This window comes from Streptomyces sp. NPDC101219 (genome assembly GCF_044767675.1).
In the GTDB taxonomy this organism is placed as follows: domain Bacteria; phylum Actinomycetota; class Actinomycetes; order Streptomycetales; family Streptomycetaceae; genus Streptomyces.
Genome location: NZ_JBIWOK010000001.1, coordinates 510,083 through 528,813, shown reverse-complemented (window position 1 = coordinate 528,813; position 18,731 = coordinate 510,083). Strand labels below are relative to the sequence as shown.

Annotated in this window: 3 protein-coding genes; all 3 read right to left on the bottom strand. The window is 77.2% G+C overall.

Annotated features, from left to right (window positions below; translation table 11 throughout):
* Positions 1 to 62: 62 nt before the first annotated feature.
* The 3 genes from ACIRPP_RS02440 to ACIRPP_RS02430 all read right to left on the bottom strand — a co-directional run bounded on the left by ACIRPP_RS02440 (position 63) and on the right by ACIRPP_RS02430 (position 18,658).
* On the bottom strand, positions 63 to 1,199 hold the full coding sequence (locus tag ACIRPP_RS02440; protein WP_403637260.1) for an alpha/beta hydrolase: 1,137 nt from the start codon (positions 1,197 to 1,199) through the stop codon (positions 63 to 65).
* Positions 1,196 to 4,174: a thioester reductase domain-containing protein gene (locus ACIRPP_RS02435; protein WP_403637258.1), complete on the bottom strand. Its 2,979-nt coding sequence runs from the start codon at positions 4,172 to 4,174 to the stop codon at positions 1,196 to 1,198. The genes ACIRPP_RS02440 and ACIRPP_RS02435 overlap by 4 nt, the downstream gene beginning before the upstream one ends.
* Positions 4,175 to 4,267: 93 nt before the next feature.
* The gene (locus ACIRPP_RS02430) at positions 4,268 to 18,658 is read right to left on the bottom strand and encodes an SDR family NAD(P)-dependent oxidoreductase (protein WP_403637256.1); all 14,391 of its coding nucleotides are present in this window, start codon (positions 18,656 to 18,658) and stop codon (positions 4,268 to 4,270) included.
* Between the last annotated feature and the right edge of the window lie 73 nt (positions 18,659 to 18,731).

The window sequence follows — 18,731 nt, the reverse complement described above, 5'->3', positions numbered from 1 at the left end:
CGTCGCCTCCTGGAGTGCGATCCGGTTACTCACGGGTAGCGTAGCGGTCGGCGGGGTTGCCGTCAGCGCCGTTCGGCGAGGAAGTCCAGGATGTGGCCGTACACGTCCAGCGCGGCGCCCCGGCCGAGGAACGTGTCGAGGTGCCCGTACCCGGGGATCTCGGTGTAGCGCACGTCCAGGTGCGGCTGCCGGCGGGTCAGCACCTCGTGGCACAGCTTCTGGGAATCCAGCCACAGCCCGTTGTCGCTCCCCGACAGCAGCAGCACCGGGCTGTCGATCCGGCCCGCGGCGTCCAGCGCGTTGGCGGGCAGGGCGCGGTAGCGGTGGTCGGTGTCGTGCCAGCGGACCACGGTGCGGGCCAGCTCGATGCGGCGCAGGTGGGGCAGGATCCACAGGGGCGCGGGCCCGAGCAGTTCGGCGAGCCGGTCGTGGGTGGCCGCGGCGAGGTGTTCGTGCCGGAACAGCGAGGCGCCGCTGCCCCAGGCCGAGTTGTGCAGGATCTGGCAGGTCGGGTCGGGGCAGCCCGCCCCGCGGGAGGCCAGGGCGAACAGGGGCGTGTACTTCGACCACAGGCCGACCTTGCGGAAGTCGACGGGGATGTGGTCGATCCGGGACTTCAGCAGCTCCCCCGCCACGGACATCCGCAGGGTGGTGCGGCCGGCCAGCTTCGGCGTCAGGAAGACGCCCTGGGAGACCACGCCGGCCAGTCCCGGCACCAGGCCCGCCGTCATGCTCAGGGACAGCGACAGGGAACCGATGCAGTGCGCCACCACGAACAGCGGCCGCTCCCCGATGCGGGCCCGGACGTGGTCGACGGCGGCCGGGATGTCGTACAGGGCGACGTCGTCGTAGGTGTAGCGGCCGCCCGTCTCGTTGGAGGGCAGCCGGCAACTGCCGCGCCAGTCCAGCAGCCAGGGCTCGTAGCCGTCGTCGAGCAGCACGTCGACGAGATTGCGGACCTCGGGCAGCAGGAACATGTCGGCGGAGGCGGTGTGCCCGTGCAGGAGCAGCACCGCCGGACGGCCCTGCTCGCCGGGATCCACCCGGGTGAGGCCGAGGCGGACGCCGTCGCCCGCCCGGAACGGGATCTCCTCGACGGCCGCCGGGTCGAGGCGGTGCTTCAGGGGCCGCAGCGCGGGACCCGACCGGACCCGGCGCAGCGCGGGCCGGGGAGCGGAACGAGCGGTTCGGAAGATCATCGGTGGCGCTCCGTGAGGGTGGTGGTGCGACGCAGGTCGAGGAGGTCCGCGGCGGCCCGGGCGAACGGGCCGAGGAGCCCCCGGCCCATCTCCAGACCGAACCAGGCGAGCCAGGTCAGCTTGGCGGCCCGCTTCTCCCGGTCCGTCAGCCGCGGGTCGACCCGGATGCCGTCGATCTGGTCCCGGACGTAGGAGTCGGCGGGGACCACGACCTCGCCGGTGAGGCGGGCCGGCTCGCCCTCCCGTCCGATCTCCACGGTCAGCGCGCGCGTCTGCCGCCACAGGTCGCGGCGGGCCCGGGCGTGTTTGCGCCCCTCCAGCCACCACTGGCCGCCGTCCGGGTCCCGCAACCGCAGCCGGTAGCGGATGAGCTGGTGGGTCATGCCGTGCCGCTGCGGGATGCCCTCCTCGGGCCGCACCCACAGGTCGCCGTCCTCCACGGTCAGCGGCCCCTCGTGCACGGCGGGGCAGCTCACCACCCCGCGGACGTCGACGCGGCGCTCCGAGACCAGTTGGTGCATGCTCGCGACGGACAGGGTCAGTGCCATGGAACACGGGCTGTCGGCGGGTGCACCGGCCGGGCCGACGGAGCCCTCGGTCGTCTCGGTGAACCACAGGTAGGGCGGGTCCTCCTTGCCCGGCAGCCGCCCCAGGCCGTCCTCGGCGAGCCGCTCGAACGTCCTGAGCTGCGCCCGGGCGTCGTACCGGGCGGCCCGGGGCAGGTCCAGCGCCTCCACGAGGGCTGCGGTGCGTTCCATGCCGGCCGCCGGGCCCGTGAGGGTCGCCTCGCACAGGGCGAGAGCGGACGGGCTGCTCAGGACGCGGGTGAGGAAGGACAGCCCGTCGACCGGCTCGGCCTCGAGACGGGCCAGGGTGTCGGCGCGCCACTCGTCCCAGTCCTGCACCCTCACGTGCAGCCCGCCGAACGCCATGTCCCGCACGACGTCGTCCAGCGTGTTCGGGACACCTGTGAGGTTGTAGTCGAAGCCCCAGGCGTCCGGTTCGCAGATCACGGCGACCGCCGTCCGGCTCACCCAGTCGACGGGCGCCGCGTTCAGGTAGCGGAAGGCGGGCACGGTGCGGAAGCGGCCGAAGGCCGAGATCAGGCCGCTGCTGAGGTCCTGCGGGTTGTAGGCGCCGGTACGGGTGTGGCCGCCGATGCCGCCGGGGCGCAGCGCGGTGACGGTCAGCCCGTGGTCCCGCGCACGGCGCAGGGCCACCTCGGCGGCCCACTTGCTCTGGTCGTACCCGGCGACCAGGCGGTCGACGTGCGCGAGCGGGTCGTCCTCCCCCATCGAGACGATCCCCACCTCGTTGAACACCGCGACGGAGGAGATGTGGTGCAGCGGCTTCGGGCGTCCCGTCGCGGCCAGTTCGGCGAGGGTGAGCGCGCCGAGGACGTTGCTCTGCCGCAGCGACGCGTAGCCGCGCAGGAAGTCCACGGCGGCGCCCACACCGACGATGCCGTCCAGTTCGTCCGCGAGCCGGTTCCAGGTCTCCTCCGCCAGGCCGAGGCGCGGGCTGCGCAGGTCACCGGGCAGGACGGTGATGCGGCGGCGCACCTCCGAGGACCAGGGCAGGCGGTGACCGGCCAGCGCCTCGCCGAGGCGGGCGAGCCCGGCCTGCTCGTCGGCAGCGCGCACCAGGCAGTACACGTGGGCGTCGCTGTGCCGCAGCAGGTCGAGAAGCATGTGCCCGCCCAGGAACCCGGTGGCTCCGGTCAGCAGCAGGCGGCGGGGCGGCAGCGGCTCGGGGTCCGCCGTGAACGGCAGGCGGTCGGCGAGCGCGAGGTCGGCGAGGATCTGGTCCAGCACCTCGGGGCGGGCCCCGGCGCGGGGCCCGCCCTGCGCTGCGGCAGGGCGGGCCGCCGGGGGCGGGGTTGGGGGCGCGGGGGGTTCGGGGGCGGGGGCTTCGGAGGCGGGGGTGTGTGGCGCGGGGGTGTCGTCGGCGGCCGTCGGTGTGTCCGTGGCCGTGCCGGTGGCCGCCGCGGGCAGGCAGCGGCGGGCCAGGCTGGTCGGGCGGGCGTCGGAGAAGATCTCGTCCAGGTCGAGGACGACGCCGAGTTCGTCCTCCAGGGCGGCGGCGAGTTCCACCGCGTCGACGGAGGTGCCTCCGGCGTCGAAGAAGTCGGCGTCGGGGGCGAGGTGCCCGCCGGGCAGGAAGCGGCCGGCCGTCGCGGCGATGGCGGCGACCAGGCCGTCGGGGGTGTGCGGGGCGGGCGGGGACGGAGGCGGGGCGACGGAGGGGGCCGGCGGTTGCGCGTCCGGCGAAGAAGCTGTCGGTGACAGCGCGTTCGGCGGGGCAGCGGCTTTCGCCGACGCGTCCGGCGAGGCGGCCGGTGACGGCGCGCTCGGCGGGGCAGCGGCCGGGGACGGTGGCTCTGTCCCGGCAGCAGCCGACGGGGACGCGTCCGACTCGGCAGCGGCGGGTGACTGGGGCACGTCCGGCACGGGTGCAGCGGGCGACGGCGCGCTCGGCGAGGCAGCGGCCGGTGACGGTGACTCCGCCGAGGCGGCGGCCGACGGGGACGCGTCCGGCACGGGAGCGCCCGACCCGGACACGCCCGTCTCGGCAACGGCCGTCGACAGCGCGTTCGGCCGGGCAGCGGCCGGCGACCGTGGCTCCGTCTCAGCAGCAGCCGACGCGGGCGCGCCCGGCGTGGCAGCCACCGACGGCGACGGCGACACGTCCGACGCCGCAACGCCGGGCGAACGCGCGCCCGTTGCGTCCTCGAACGGCCGCGGCGGCGCATCCGCCGTGTCGGCGTCCGGTGGTGGTGGCGGGCCCGCCGCGGCGGCGGCCGGGGACGGCGCACCCGCCGCGTCCGCGTCGCGGGGCGGCTCGGCCTCTGCGGGCTGTGCCGCTTCCGCCTCCGCCACCCTGGCGAGCAGGTCGGCGATGCCGAGGGGGCCGCCACCGCCCTGTTCGATCGCCTCGGCGCGGGCCACCGCGTCCTGGTCCTCCGTCTTACGCAAGGGAGCCCCCCGACGCCTTCGCTGCCGTCACTGTTCCGTGTCCTTTCCGTCCCGCTGCCGCGGGTGTGTCCGCCGGTCGGTCGTGCGCAGGTGTCACGACGGTGCGTCCGTCGTGCGCCAGGACCGGAACGTGCGCAGGTGTTCCGGTGTCACGACGGCCTCCAGCCGGTCGTCGTCCGGGCTGCCGCCGCCGAGCGCGGCCAGCAGCCGCCGGGCCGGTGCGTTGCGCGGGGTGCGGTCCGCGGTCAGCCGGACCTTCGTGCAGCCCAGTGCGTCGGCGCGGTCGGCCAGCCACTGCAGCAGCCGTTCCTCGACGCCGCGGCCCAGTGCCCGGCAGCTCATGGCCCAGGCGAGGACGTCGAGCAGGTCGCCGTCCGCCCGGACGGCGAGCAGGGCGATCTGCCCGTAGTCGCCGAACCGGTCGCGGGCCGCGGCCGTCCAGACCTCGCCGGCGGCACGCCACCGCTGCAGGTCCGTACCGTCGGACGCCCGGGCGCGCAGCACGAACTGGTTGGTGCGGCGCACGAGTTGTTCGCCCCGCTGGACGTCCGCGTCGGCCAGGGGCCGGATGTCCACCGCCAGTTCCAGGCCGGCCAGGAACTCCTCGAAGCCCGCCTCGGCGCGGGCCGCGTCCCGCTCGCGTTCCTGGGCGTAGAAGCGGGCCCGCAGGCCGTCCTCCGCGGTGACCGCCGCCGGCACGAGGGGCCACAACCGCCGCAGGAAGCCGGGCAGTCGGTCGGCCGGGGGGCAGGTCACGGACAGCACCTGCGGGAGTGCGGCCCGCATCCGGGCGATCTCGGCCGGGTTGTCGTCGAGGAACAGGAAGCTGTCCAGGCCGAGGCCGAGGGTTTGGGCCGCCCGGGAGAGGCGTTCCGGTTTGGGCTCCCAGCCGGCGGACAGCACGCTGAAGTGGTCGGGCCCGAGCGGACTGTCGGCACGGTCGAGCACCGCGCGGACGACGTCCTCGTCGTTGTTGCTGACGAGCACGAGCAGGGCTCCGGCCTCCCGCAGGCGCAGCAGGTGGCGTGCCAGTGTCCGGCGTGCCCCGGTGAGGTCCACGGCGTCCGGGCCGGTCTCCCCGGCCACGCCGCCCCACAGGGTCTCGTCGCCGTCCACCGCGATCACCTTGGGTGCCGGGCGGCGCACCGTGTCGACGACCTCCGCGAGGGTGAGCGCGACGGCCGCCTGGAACTGCGGGGTGAACGGCAGGTGGGCGAGGCGTTCGGTGCGTTCGTCGAAGCGTTCGTCCACCGGGTGGTGCCGGGTCCAGTCGTCCGGGCCGAGGACCGCCACGCCGTTCTGTTCGCCGAGCGCGGCGGTCACCTCCTGTTCCCAGCGCGTGAACCGGTCCTCGGGCCGGGCCGTGGGCAGGATGCCGACGACGAGGGGCTTTCCGGTCCGTTCGGCCAGGTCGCGCACGGCCTGCGGGTAGGCGGTGCGCAGTTCGGCGAGCAGGGTGTCGTCGACGGGGCCGAAGCGGGCGAGGTCGGCGCCGCGCAGCAGCACCACGCCCACGTCCGTCCGCGGGTCGGCGAGCACCCCGGAGGGGTCCCGGAGCGCGGCGAGGACCTGGTGGTAGGGGGCCTCGGCGACCGTCGTCCGGGGGTGGTCGGGGCCTCGGTCGTGCTCGTGCCGGGCGTCGAGGGCGGTGCCGCACATCAGGGGCAGCCGGCCGAGGGCGAAGGTGGCGGCGAGGGCCGGGCGGGCACCGTCCTGCTGCCCGGGTCCGGCGGCCGTGCGGGGGGCGGTCTCCGCCGCGACCGTCCCGGAGGGGTCCTGGGCCGCCGTCTCCAGCAGCCGCAGGAACTCCTGTGCCAGGCCGTGCGTCGTCGCCGCGTCGAGGATGTCGAGGTTGTGGTCCAGCCGGATCCGTCCCGCGTCGGGGGTCATGGTGACCATCAGGTCGAGGTCGGACCAGCCCGTGCCGGCGGGCAGCACCTCCAGATGATCCATCCGGCCGCCGCCGGAGCGCACGTAGTTGAAGTAGACCTCCACCAGCGGGGCTTCGGGCCGGTGCAGGCCCTGCCGGGCGAGGGCGGGCAGGACGTCGGAGAACATGGCGCCCCGGGTGAGGATCCGCCGCAGCCGCCGGTCGGTGCGGCGCAGCACCTCCTCGATCCGCTCCCCCGGCCCGGCCTGCGCCGGGAACGGCACCGGCACCCCGAAGAAGCCCACGGCGCCGGGCGCGTCGGCGTGGATGCGGGTGTCCACCGGGACGGCGAGGACGAACCGTTCGCGTTCCCGCAGCCGGGCCAGGAGCACGGTGAGGACGCCGAGGCAGTAGGCGGCCGGGGTGACGGCGAGGCGGCTCGCGGCGGCCGCGATGCGGGCGGTGAGGTCCTCGGGCAGCGGCACGGTGACGCTGCCGGCCCGGTAGGTCCGGCGGGCCGGGCGGGGGTGGCTGAGCGTCAGGTCCAGGCGGGCGGCGCCCTCGAAGGCCGACCGCCATGCGGCGGCCGCTTCCGGGTCGTGCGGGCCGGTCCGCTGCGCCTCGGCCAGCAGGGCGAGGTCACGGTTGTCGGGGCTCCCGTCGAGCGGGGTGCCGGACAGTTCGGCGTCGATCTCCGCAGCGACCAGCAGCAGGGACTGCAGGTCGCTCACCGCGTGGTGGGCGCCCAGGACGAGATACCGGCCGCGTTCGCCGCCGTCGACGAACTCGAACCGCCACAGGGGCGGCTCCGCCAGGTCGAACGGCTCCTCCAGGAGGGCGCTCAGCCGCTCGCCGGGGTCGAGGCCGGGGTCGTCGGGGCCGGTAGCGGTGGTCCAGCGCAGCAGCGGCCCCGCCGGTTCGCGGTCCACCCGCAGCCGGGGGCCGTCGGGGCCGGGGACGACGGCGGTGCGCAGGGCCGCGTGGCGGGCGGCGAGGCGGGTGAGGAGGGCGGTGAGGTCCTCGCGGGTGACGGGGGTGGTGACGCGGGCCGCGAGGCCGATGCCGTGGGCGGCGGCCGGCATGTCCGGCCGGGCGCTGCGCAGCAGGCGGACGACGTCCCGGGTCGCGGGCAGCAGCTCGCTGTCGGGCACGTCGGTGCGGCCGCGGTCCGGTTCCCCCGGTGCCGCCGTGGTGGGGGCCGCCCGCTCGGGCAGGGCCTCGGCCAGCACGCGGGCGAGGCCGCGGGTGTCGGTGGCCGCGAACACCTCGGCGGCGGGGATCTCGACGCCCAGGTCGCGGGCGAAGTCGTTGCGCAGCCGGACCAGCATGAGGGAGTCCAGGCCCAGTTCCTTCAGTGCCGCCGTCCCGGACGCGTCCACGGTGCCGCCGGAGACGGCGGTGACGCGGGCGCGCACGTACGCCTCCAGCCAGGTGGCGCGGTCGGCGCCGGTGGTGGCGGCGAGGGCCTTCGCGGCGAGCCCGTCCGTGTCGCCGGGCGCGGTCGTGCCGCCGGCCAGGTCGCCGAGGAGCGGGCGGGAGCGGACCAGGTCGGGGGCCAGCGCCAGCAGTTCACGGTCCAGGGCGAGCGGGGCCAGTTGGCGCCGGGTGGTGCCCAGCACGCGTGCGAACAGCTCGCCGCCCTCCTGCGGGGTGAAGGGGAGGAGGCCGGACCGGCCGGTCTCCGCGGCGCGGGTGGCGGACGCGGCGGCCATGCCGACGCCGCTCCAGGCGCCCCAGTCCAGGCTGAGGGCGCGGCGGCCGGCGCGGGACAGGTGGTGGGCCCAGGCGTCGAGGAAGGCGTTGGCGGCGGAGTACGGCGCCTGGCCGGCCGACCCGAGGAGTCCGGCGGCGGAGGCGAACAGCACGAGGCCGTCCGCCTCGGGGGTGAGCTCGGTGAGCAGGGCGGTGCCGAGGACCTTGGGCGCCAGGACGCGCAGGACGCGTTCGTCGGTCAGGTTGGCCACGGTGGCGTCGTCGAGGACGCCGGCGGTGTGGACGACGGAGGCGATCGGGCCGGCGTCGCGGCGCAGGGTGTCCAGGGCTGAGGCGAGGGCGGCACGGTCGGCGACGTCGGCCCGGGCGAGGTGCACGGTGACGCCGTCGTCCCGCAGTCCGGCGATCCAGGCCGCGGTGTCCGCGTCGGGGGTGCCGCGGCTCATCAGGGCGAGGCGGCGGGCGCCGCCGCGGACCAGCCGTTCGGCGACGACCCGGCCGAGGCCGCCCAGTCCGCCGGTGACGAGGTGGACCCCGTCCGCGGAGACACCGGTGCCGCCGTCGTCGGGGCGGGCGCGGGTCAGGCGCGGCACCAGCCGTCCGGTGTCGCGCAGGGCCACGAGGCGTTCGTCGTCGGCGTGCGCGAGCGCGGTCCACAGGGCGTCGGCGCCGTCCGTCTCCGGCAGGTCGATCAGGGTGGTCGACAGTTCCGGGTGCTCCTGGTCCAGGGCGAGGCCGAAGCCCCAGGCGAGGGCCTGCTGCGGGTGGGCGACACGGGTGCTGTCACCGGCCGCCTGGCTGCCGCGCACGATGACGAAGAGGCGCGGGGCCGGGCCGCGTCCGGCCAGGGCCCGGACCAGGTGGAGGGTGGTCAGGCAGCACAGCCGGGCCGCCTCCTCGGCGGTGCGCCCGTCGGTGACGGCGGGGGCGTCCAGGGCGGAGAGCTGGACCACGCGGGAGGGCGGCGCGTCGGGGAACGCCTCGTCCAGCAACCGGGCCAGCTGGTCCGGGTCGGCGGTGTCGAGGACGTAGCGGCCGGGGCCCTCGGCGGCGAACCGCGCTCCGCGCCGGGCGACGACGTGCGGCACCGACGGGTCCAGCCGGCCGGTGAGCCCGGCGGCCGTGCCGCTGTCGTCGGCGAGGATCAGCCAGCTCCCCCGGTCGGGCCGTCCGGCCGGGTCGGGGCGGGGCTGCCAGCGGGTTTCGAACAGGGCGCCGTCCAGCGGGGACAGCGCGGCGAGCCGGAGGTCCTCGGCCTCCAGGACGAGGTGCTCGTCGGCGTCCCACAGCCGCAGGTCGTAGGTGAGGGTGTCGCCGGACACCGACCGCGGGTGGCAGGTCACCCAGGCCGGGGCGGCGCGCCGGCCGGTGAACCGCAGCCTGCCGATCCCGGCGGGTACGAAGGCCCGGTCCGTGGGCGCCCCGGCGGGCAGGGCCGCGGTGTGGAACGCGGCGTCGAGGAGCGCCGGGTGGATCAGGTGGCCCTCGGCGGGCCGGCCGGTCAGGCGGGCCAGCGCGGCCCCGTCGGCGCGGTGGCCCTCGGCGAGGCCGCGGAAGGCGGGCCCGTAGTCGATGCCGAGGGCGGCGAACCGGCCGTAGAGGGCGGGCAGGTCCGCCTGCCCGGTGGCGCGGGCGCGCAGCGCCGCGGGCGGTTCGCGGTCCGCCGGGGCGGCCGGGGGCGTGGTACGGACGCGTCCGGTGAGGTGCTGGTGCCAGCGGGCGCCGGGGGCCGCGGCGAGGACGGTGACGTCGCGGGCGCCGTCCTCGGCGGGCCGCAGGACCAGCTGGAGCCGTACCGGCCCGTCGTCGGGCAGGCGCAGCGGGCGCAGGAAGCCGATGTCGGTCAGTTCGGCGCCGGCGCCGGGGTCGAGCGCGGCGGCCGCCTCCAGGACGGTTTCCAGGAAGGCGGCGGCGGGCAGCCAGACCTCACCGGTGACCCGGTGGTCGGCCAGGTAGGCGAACCGGCTGTCGCGCAGGTCGATCTCGGTCTGGAACAGGTGCCGTCCGGGCTCGTCGGCGGCCTCGACGTGGGTGCTGAGCAGGGGCGGGGCGCCGGGTGCGGCGGCCGAGGCGGGGGCGAGCCAGTGGCGGGACCGGGCGAAGGCGTAGGTCGGCAGGACGGTGGGCCGGCCGGCCGGGAACAGGACGGCCGGGTCGGGGGTGTGTCCGCCCGCGTACAGCTCGCCGGCCCGGCGCAGCAGCACGTTCCGGCCGTCCTGCTGGCGCCGCAGTGATCCGACGGCGGACACGGCGATGCCGGCGTCGGCGGCCACCGCTTCGACGGAGCCGGTGAGCGAGGGGTGCGGGCTGAGTTCGACGAAGTGGCGGTAGCCGTCGTCGAGCAGGCGGCGGACGGTGTCGGCGAACCGGACGGGCCGGCGCAGGTTGCCGAACCAGTGGGCGGCGTCGAGGCGTTCGCCGGGGACGCGCTCGGCGTGGACGGCGGAGTAGACCGGGACGTCGGACGGGGTGGGCCGGATGTCGCCGAGGCGGGCGAGGAGTTCGTCGCGCAGCGGTTCCATCAGCGGGGTGTGCGAGGCGAACGGGGTCGACAGCGGGCGCACGGTGACGCCCCGCTCCTCCAGCCGGCCGCGCAGCTCGGCGAGCGCACCGGAATCGCCGGAGACCGCCGTGGAGCGCGGGCCGTTGACGGCCGCGACGAACAGCCGTCCGTCGGCGGCGGACAGCAGGTCCCCGACCTCCTCGGGCGGCAGCTCCACGGCCAGCATCCCGCCGTGTCCGACGTGCGGGACGACGGCGTGGGCGCGGGCGGTCACCACGGTGACCGCGTCGTCGAGGCCGAGGGCGCCCGCGGTGTACGCGGCGGCGATCTCGCCGAGGCTGTGGCCGACGACCGCGTCCGGGCGGACGCCGAGGGCCCGCCAGGCGGCGGCCAGCGACGCGTTGACGGCGAACAGCACCGGCTGGAGGTACTCGGTGCGTTCCAGCGGGGAGAACTCCTCCGGTGCGCGCAGCACGTTGAGCACCGACCAGCCGGCGTGCCGCCGCACGGCCTCGTCGACGCGGTGCAGTTCGTCGCGGAACTGCGGTGACTGGCGCATCAGTTCGAGGCCCATGCCGGGCCACTGCCCGCCGTGTCCGGCGAACACGAAGGCCACCTTGCCGGCCGGGTCGGCGGCGACCGGGGAGACCGGCATGCGTCCGCTCGCCAAGGCGTCGAGGCGGGCCAGGAGTTCGTCCCGGTCGCCGGCGACCAGGCCGGCGCGCCACTCGAAGTGGCCGCGGTGCCGGGCGAGGGTGTGGGCCACGTCGGTCAGTGGTGTGCCGCCGTCGCCGAGGTGGTGTGCCAGCCGCGCGGCCTGGCCGCGCAGGGCGGGCTCGCTGCGCGCGGACAGCAGGAACAGGCCGCGGCCCGGCACGGGCGGTGCCGCTTCGGCGTCCGTTGCGGCCGGGGCGGGCGGTGCCGATTCGGAATCCGTTGCGGCCGGGGCGGGCGGCGCCTCCTCGACGACGACGTGCGCGTTGGTGCCGCTGATGCCGAAGGCGCTGACCCCGGCCCGCCGCACCCGTCCGCCCGACGGCCAGGCCACGGGCTCGCGCAGCAGACGCAGTCCGCTGCCGTCCCAGTCGACGTGCCGGGTGGGCGTGCCGGCGTGCAGACTGCGCGGCAGGGTCTCGTGCCGCAGCGACTCGACGACCTTGATGAGTCCCGCGATGCCCGACGCGGCCTGCACATGGCCGATGTTGGACTTGAGGGAGCCGAGGTGGAGGGGGCGGCCGGCGGGGCGGTCCGCGCCGAACACCTGCGCCAGGGCGTGCGCCTCGATCGGGTCGCCGAGGGTGGTGCCGGTCCCGTGGGCCTCGACGTGGTCGATGTCGCCGGGCCGCAGGCCGGACCGTTCCAGCGCGCGCCGGATCACCTGTTCCTGGGCCGGGCCGTGGGGCGCCGACAGGCCCTGGCTGCGGCCGTCCTGGTTGACGGCGGTGCCGCGCAGCACGGCGAGCACCCGGTCGCCGTCGCGGTGCGCGTCGCCGAGCCGCTTCAGGACGACCATGCCGGCGCCCTCGGCCCACACGGCGCCGTCGGCATCGTCGGAGAAGGAGCGGCAGCGGCCGGTCGGGGACAGGCCCCTGAGGCGGCTGAACTCGACGAAGGTCTGCGGGGTCACCATCAGGGTGGCGCCGCCCGCGAGGGCCAGGTCGCACTCCCCGGAGCGCAGCGCCTGCACGGCGAGGTGCGTCGCCACCAGGGACGAGGAGCAGGCGGTGTCCACGGTCATCGCCGGGCCGTGCAGCCCGAGGGTGTAGGCGAGCCGGCCGGAGGCCACGCTGAGCGCGGAGCCGGTGCCGACGTAGCCGTCGAGCTGGTCCAGCCGGGAGCCCGCCAGGTAGTCGCTGCCGAACATGCCGACGTACACGCCCGCCGTGCCGCCCTCCAGGTCGCCGGGCACGATCCCGGCGCGTTCCAGGGCCTCCCAGGCCGTTTCCAGCAGCAGCCGCTGCTGGGGGTCCATGGCGGCGGCCTCCTTGGGGGTGATGCCGAAGAAGGCCGCGTCGAAGGACTCGATGTCGTCCAGGAAGCCGCCCTCGCGGACGTAGGACGTGCCGGGGGTGTCGGGGTCGGGGTCGTACAGCGACTCCACGTCCCAGCGTCCGGACGGGAACGGGCCGACCGCGTCCCGGCCCTCGGCGAGCAGCCGCCACAGGGACTCCGGGTCGTCGGCCCCGCCGGGCAGCCGGCAGGCCGTGCCCACCACGGCGACGGGTTCGTCGGCGGCCGGGGTGCCTGCGGCCGGCGCGGGGCGGGCAGGGGCGGGGCGTGCGGGCGCGGGCCCGGCGGCGAGGACGCCGGTGAGCAGGTGGGCGGTGAGCCGGTCCGGGGTGGGGTGGTCGAAGAGCAGGGTGGCGGGGAGCCGGGCCCCGAGGCGGGCGCCGATGCGGTTGCGGAGGTCGACGGCGGTCACCGAGTCCATGCCGAGGTCGCGCAGCGGCTCGTCGGGGCGGACCGGGTCCGGGCCGGGGAGGCCGAGGGCCCGGGCGGCCTCCTCGCGGACCAGGGCCAGGACGCGGGCGCCGCGTTCGGCCTCGGGCAGCCGGGCCAGCCGCTCGGCGAACGCGGTGCCGGTGCCGGGTGCGGTGCGCGGTGCGGGCAGCAGGGTGCGCCAGACGGCGGTGGTGGCGGCGGGGCCGCCGGTCACGGTGTCGCGCAGGCGGGGCAGGTCCAGCGCCGAGGCGACCAGGTGGGCGGTGGTGCGGCGCAGGGCCAGCTCGATCAGGTCCCGGCCCTGGTCCGGGGTGAGGGCGCGGTGGCCGTGGCGGGCCAGGCGGTCCAGGTCGGCGTGCGCGGCGGCCAGTCCCTCGTCCGCCCAGGCGCCGAAGGAGAGGGACAGGGCGGGCAGGCCGAGGGCGCGGCGGTGGTGGGCGAGCTGGTCGAGGAAGGCGTTGGCGGCGGCGTAGTTGGCCTGGCCGGGGCTGCCGAGGACACCGGCGGCCGAGGAGAGGAGCAGGAACAGGTCGAGGGGCCGGCCGGCGGTGAGGCGGTGCAGGTGGGCTGCGCCGTCGGCCTTGGGGCGCAGCACGTGGGCGAGGCGGTCGGCGGTCAGTTCGGTGACGGCCGCGTCGGCCAGGACGCCGGCGCAGTGCACGACGCCGCGCAGGGGTGCCGCGGTGTCGATGCCGGCGACGAGGGCCGCGAGGGCGTCCGGGTCGGCCACGTCGCAGGCGGCGATCTCCACGCGGGCGCCGAGCGCGGTGAGTTCGGCGGTGACGTCTTCGGCGCGCGGGTCGTCGGCGCCGCGGCGGGAGGTGAGCAGCAGGCGGGGGACGCCGTGGGCGGCGAGGAGCCGGGCGGCGGTCCGGCCGATCGCGCCGAGGCCGCCGGTGATCAGCACGGTGCCGTCGGCGGGTACCGGGGCGGGGCGCCCGGCGAGGTCGAGGACGACGGGACGGCCGCCCGGGGCGGTCCGCCGGACCGCCTCGCGGGCGGCGGTGACGGGCAGGACCACCGGCGGCGGGCCGGCCGGGTCCGTCCCGGCGGCGGCGACGGTGTACGGGATGTCCTCCGGCAGCACCGTGACGGACGCGGCGTCGGCGACGGTGCCGGAGCCCGGTGCGCTCCCGGCGGGGGCGGTGACCCGGACTCCGGGCGCGAGGCCGTCGACGCCGGGGCCGCACGCGGTGATCACGCCGGCGCCGACGGCGGGCACGGCGTCGTCCCCGAGGGCGAGGGCCCGCACCTCGACGAGCACCTGCCCGGGGCCGGGCGCGGGGGCCGGGACGGCGTCGGCCCGTGGCGCGGCCGGGAAGCCGGTCAGGGCGTAGGCGTCGCCGGCGGGGAGGACGAGGGCGGTGTCGGGGCGGGCCCGCACCAGCCGGGGGGCGAGCAACGTCCCTGCGCGCCGGGCGAGTTCGGGTTCGTCGTGCCGGGCGGCGGCGGAGCGCAGGGCGGCGACGGTGTCGTCATCGGAGCGCAGGGCGGCGACGGTGTCGTCGGGAGAGTCGGCCGGGTCGAGGTCCAGCAGGACGAGGCCGAGGCCGGGGTGCTCGGCGCGGGCGCTGCGGGCCAGTCCCCACAGCACCGACTGGGCGAGGCCGGGCACCGTGTCCTGCGGCCGGGCGGCGACGGCGCCCCGGGTCACCCACAGGGTCCGGGCGGGTGCCCGGTCCGGCGGGAGGGCGATCAGGTCCCGCAGTTCGGTGAGCGCGGCGGCGGCCAGCGCGTGCGCCGCGGCGGCCGGTTCGTCCTGCGGGCCGGACCCCGGCCAGAGGCGGACGACGACGTCGGGGCGGGTCCCGGGAGCGGCAAGGGGGACGCCCGCCGCCGCGAGCGCCTCCGTGAGGGACGGGTCGGGTGAGGCGGAGGAGCGCTCCGGCTCCCGTACCGACCAGGTGCCCTCGGGGTCCGGCCCGCCGGGGGCGCCGCCGGGCAGCGCAGTCCAGGCGACCTCGTACAGGTGCCGGGCGTTCTCGGAGGCGCCGTCCAGGTCGGCCGGGTCGCTCGCGCGCAGCCGCACGTCGTCGAGCCGGCCGGCCGGCATGCCGTCAGTGTCCCACAGGAGCACGTCGAGGGTGACGTCCGGGCCGGAGGAGCCGGTGCGCCGCAGGGACGCCGTGAGGTCGCTCGCGCCCCCGGGCGGCAGGGTGCAGCGGCCCACCGCGACGGGGAGCAGCACCCGCCGGTCGTCGGGGTCGAACACCGCCGCCGCCTGGAGTGCCGCGTCCAGCAGGGCGGGATGGACCGGGTAGCCGTCGGCGTCGTCACGGGCGGCGCGGGGCAGGGACAGCCGGGCCAGCAGGGTGTCGTCGCCGGTGCGGAGCACCTCGCGCACCCCGCGGAAGGCCGGGCCGTAGCCGAGCCCCAGGGCGGCCAGCCGGTCGTAGGTCTCCTCGGTCCAGGTGGAGGCGGCCCCCTCGGGGCGGGGCGGCGGTTCCTCACCGGTGGCCGGGAGCGCGGGGTGCGCGGACGCGGTGGCGTGCAGGACCCAGTCGGCGCCGTCCCGGCCGACGGGCCGGCTGTGCACGGTGACCTCCGGCACCGGCAGGGAGGTGTCCACCTCCACGGACACCTCGACCGTGCCGGTGGCGGGCAGGGTGAGGGGCGCCGGCAGCAGCAGGCCGGTGACGTCCGGCGGGCCGTCCGGGCGGGCCTCGGCGAGGGCGGCGCGGCACAGTTCGAGGAGGGTGGTCGCACAGACCACGGTGCGGCCGAAGACCTCGTGGTCGGCGAGCCAGGGGGCGGTGGCCGGTGACCAGGCGGCGCGGAAGGTCCAGCGGGCGGCGTCCGCCGAGCGGACCCGCAGGCCGAGCAGGGGGTGCTCGGCACGGTCGAAGAGGCCGGGCGCGGTCGCCGCGGCGGCCGGCTCGGACCAGTAGCGGTGCGGTTCGAAGGCGTACGTCGGCAGGTCGGCCGGGGCGGTGCGGGGCACGAGCCGCCGCCAGTCGACGGGCAGCCCCCGGACGTGGAGTTCGGCGCTCGCGCGGTCCAGGCAGGCCGGGCCGTCCTCGTCGCGTCGCAGCGAGCCGACCACGACGACGTCGTCCTCGTCCCCGGCGACGGTGCGCAGGGCTGTGAGCAGGGCGGGGTGGGGGGCGAGTTCGACGAAGAAGCGGTGCCCGTCGGCGATCATGCGCTCGACGGCGGGCGCGAACCGGACGGGTTCGCGCAGGTTGGTGTACCAGTACCCGGCGTCCAGTTCCCCGGTGACGGGTTCGCCGGTGACGGTGGAGTACCAGGTGACGGGCGTGGGTGAGGTGAGGACGCCGTCGAGTTCCTCCAGGAGTTCCCGGCGCAGGGGTTCCACCCGGGCGGTGTGGGAGGCGTAGTCGACGTCGAGGCGGCGGGCGAAGACCTGGTCACGGTGGAGGCCGTCCAGCAGGCGCTCCAGCGGCTCGGTGTCCCCGGCGAGGACGGTGGAGCGGTCGCTGTTGACGGCGGCGACGGACACCCGGCCGCCGGACCCGGCGATGCGCGCCTCCGCCTCGCCGGGGGAGAGCGCCACGACGGCCATGGTGCCGGTGCCGGACAGGCCGGTGAGGGCCTGGCTGCGCAGGGCGACCACGGCCGCCGCGTCGTTGAGGCTGAGGGCGCCCGCGATGCAGGCGGCGGCGACCTCGCCCTGGCTGTGTCCGATCACGGCGTCCGGCTCGACGCCCCGGGCCCGCCACACGGCGGCGAGCGCGACCATGACGGCGAACAGCACGGGCTGGACGACGTCCACCCGGCCGAGGGAGGGGGCCCCGTCGTCGCCGCGCAGGACGGCCGTGACCGACCAGTCGGTGTAGGGGCGCAGGGCGGCGTCGCAGCGGTCGAGTTCGTCGGCGAACACCGGGTCGTGGGTGAGGAGGTCGCGCGCCATGCCGGCCCACTGGGAGCCCTGGCCGGGCAGGACGAAGGCCACCTTGCCCCGGGGCAGGGCCCGCGCTGGGCCGATCACGATGTCGGGGTCGGGGGTGCCGGCGGCGAGGGAGCGCAGCGCGGTGAGCAGGGTGTCGCGGTCGGCGGCGGGCAGGACGGCGCGGTGTTCGAAGTGGGTGCGGTGGTGCGCGAGCGCGGCCGCCACCGCGGCGGGCGGGGTGCCGGGCCGAACGGCCAGGGCGTCGGCGAGGCGGTCGGCCTGCCCGCGCAGGGCGGCCGGGGTGCGGGCGGACAGCGGGAACAGCAGCGGGCGTCCGGCGGGTTCCGCGGGTGCTGCCCCCGGTGGGGTGCCGGGCCGGGACGGCGATGCCGCCTCTCCCGGGGTGCCCTGGGCCGCGAGCCCTGCCGGCTCCTCGCCCGCGCCGGCCGGATCGGGCGCCTCCTCCAGGATCACGTGCGCGTTGGTGCCGCTGATGCCGAAGGCGCTCACGCCCGCCCGCCGCACCCGGTGCCGGTCCCGCGGCCAGGGTTCGGCGGCACCGACGACGCGCAGACCGCCGTCCGCCCAGTCGATGTGCTCGGTCGGGGTCCCGGCGTGCAGGGAGGCGGGGAGGGTCTCGTGCCGCAGCGCGAGGACCGTCTTGATGACGCCGCCGATGCCGGCGGCGGCCTGGGTGTGGCCCAGGTTGGACTTCAGGGAGCCGATGGCGAGCGGCCGGCCGGCGGGGCGGTCCGGTCCGAACACCCGTACCAGGGCCCGGCCTTCGATCGGGTCGCCGAGCCGGGTCCCGGTGCCGTGCGTCTCCACGTGGTCCAGGTCGCCGGGCCGCAGGCCGGCCGCGTCGAGCGCGGCGCGCAGCACGCGTTCCTGCGCCGGTCCGCTGGGGGCGCTGAGGCCCTGGCTGCGGCCGTCCTGGTTGACCGCCGAGCCCTTGATCACGGCGAGCACCCGGTCGCCGTCGCGCCGGGCGTCGGCGAGGCGCTTGAGGAGGACCAGGCCGCAGCCCTCGGCCCACACCACGCCGTCCGCGTCGGCGGAGAAGGGGCTGCACCGCCCGCTGGGGGACAGTCCGCGCAGCCTGCTGAACTCCACGTGTCCGCGCGGGGTGACGAGGAGCGTGGCGCCGCCCGCGAGGGCCAGGTCGCAGGTGCCGTCGGCCAGGGCGCGGGCGGCCAGGTGCAGGGCGACCAGGGAGGAGGAGCAGGCGGTGTCGACGGTGACGGCGGGGCCCTGGAGCCCGAGGGAGTAGGCGATGCGCCCGGAGGCCACGCTGGAGGCGGAGCCGGTGCCGACGTGGCCGTCCAGCCGGTCCAGGCCGGCCGCGGCCAGGTAGCCGCTGTCGTAGAGGCCGACGTAGACGCCGGTGGCGCTGCCCTCAAGGGTGCCGGGGACGATGCCTGCGCGTTCGACGGTCTCCCAGGCGGTCTGCAGGAGCAGCCGCTGCTGGGGGTCCATGGCCTCGGCCTCGCGGGGCGAGATGCCGAAGAACGGGGCGTCGAAGCGGTCGATGCCGGTGAGGTAGCCGCCGCGCAGGCTGTACGCCGTGCCGGTCGCCTCCGGGTCGGGGTCGTGCAGACCGTCGGTGGTCCAGCGTCCCGGGGGGACGTCGGTGACCGCGTCGCGGCCCTCGACGAGGAGCTGCCACAGGGCCTCGGGGTCGTCGGCGCCGCCGGGGAAGCGGCAGGCCATGGAGACGATGGCGATGTCGTCGCCGGCGGGACCGGGGGGCTCGTCGGCGATGGGACCGGAGGGCGGGCGTGGGGCGGGGACGCCGGGCCGGGTGTCCGGTGCCGCGCCGGGCTCGTGCAGGGCCGCTGCGGCGAGAGCGGTGACGGTGGGGTGGTCGAACACGGCGGAGGCGTCCGGCGTCCGGCCGGTGAGCTCGGCGAGCCCGGCGCCGAGGGTCACCAACTGCCGTGATCCGAGCCCGAGTTCTGCGATCGGGCGGTCCGGGTCGACGGTGCGGGGGTCGACCCCGGCCGCCTCGGCGACGGCCGCCACCAGCCACTCCCGCACCTCGTCCACGGTGGTCGGGACCTGCTGGTCGGACGGGTGCGGGCGGTCGTTCTCGGGCGTCTTCGGCACAGGTGTCCTAGGCAACTCGGGCGCTGGGCGGGCTGGTTCGGTGACGGGAGGGCGACCGGCGGTCACCGCCCGC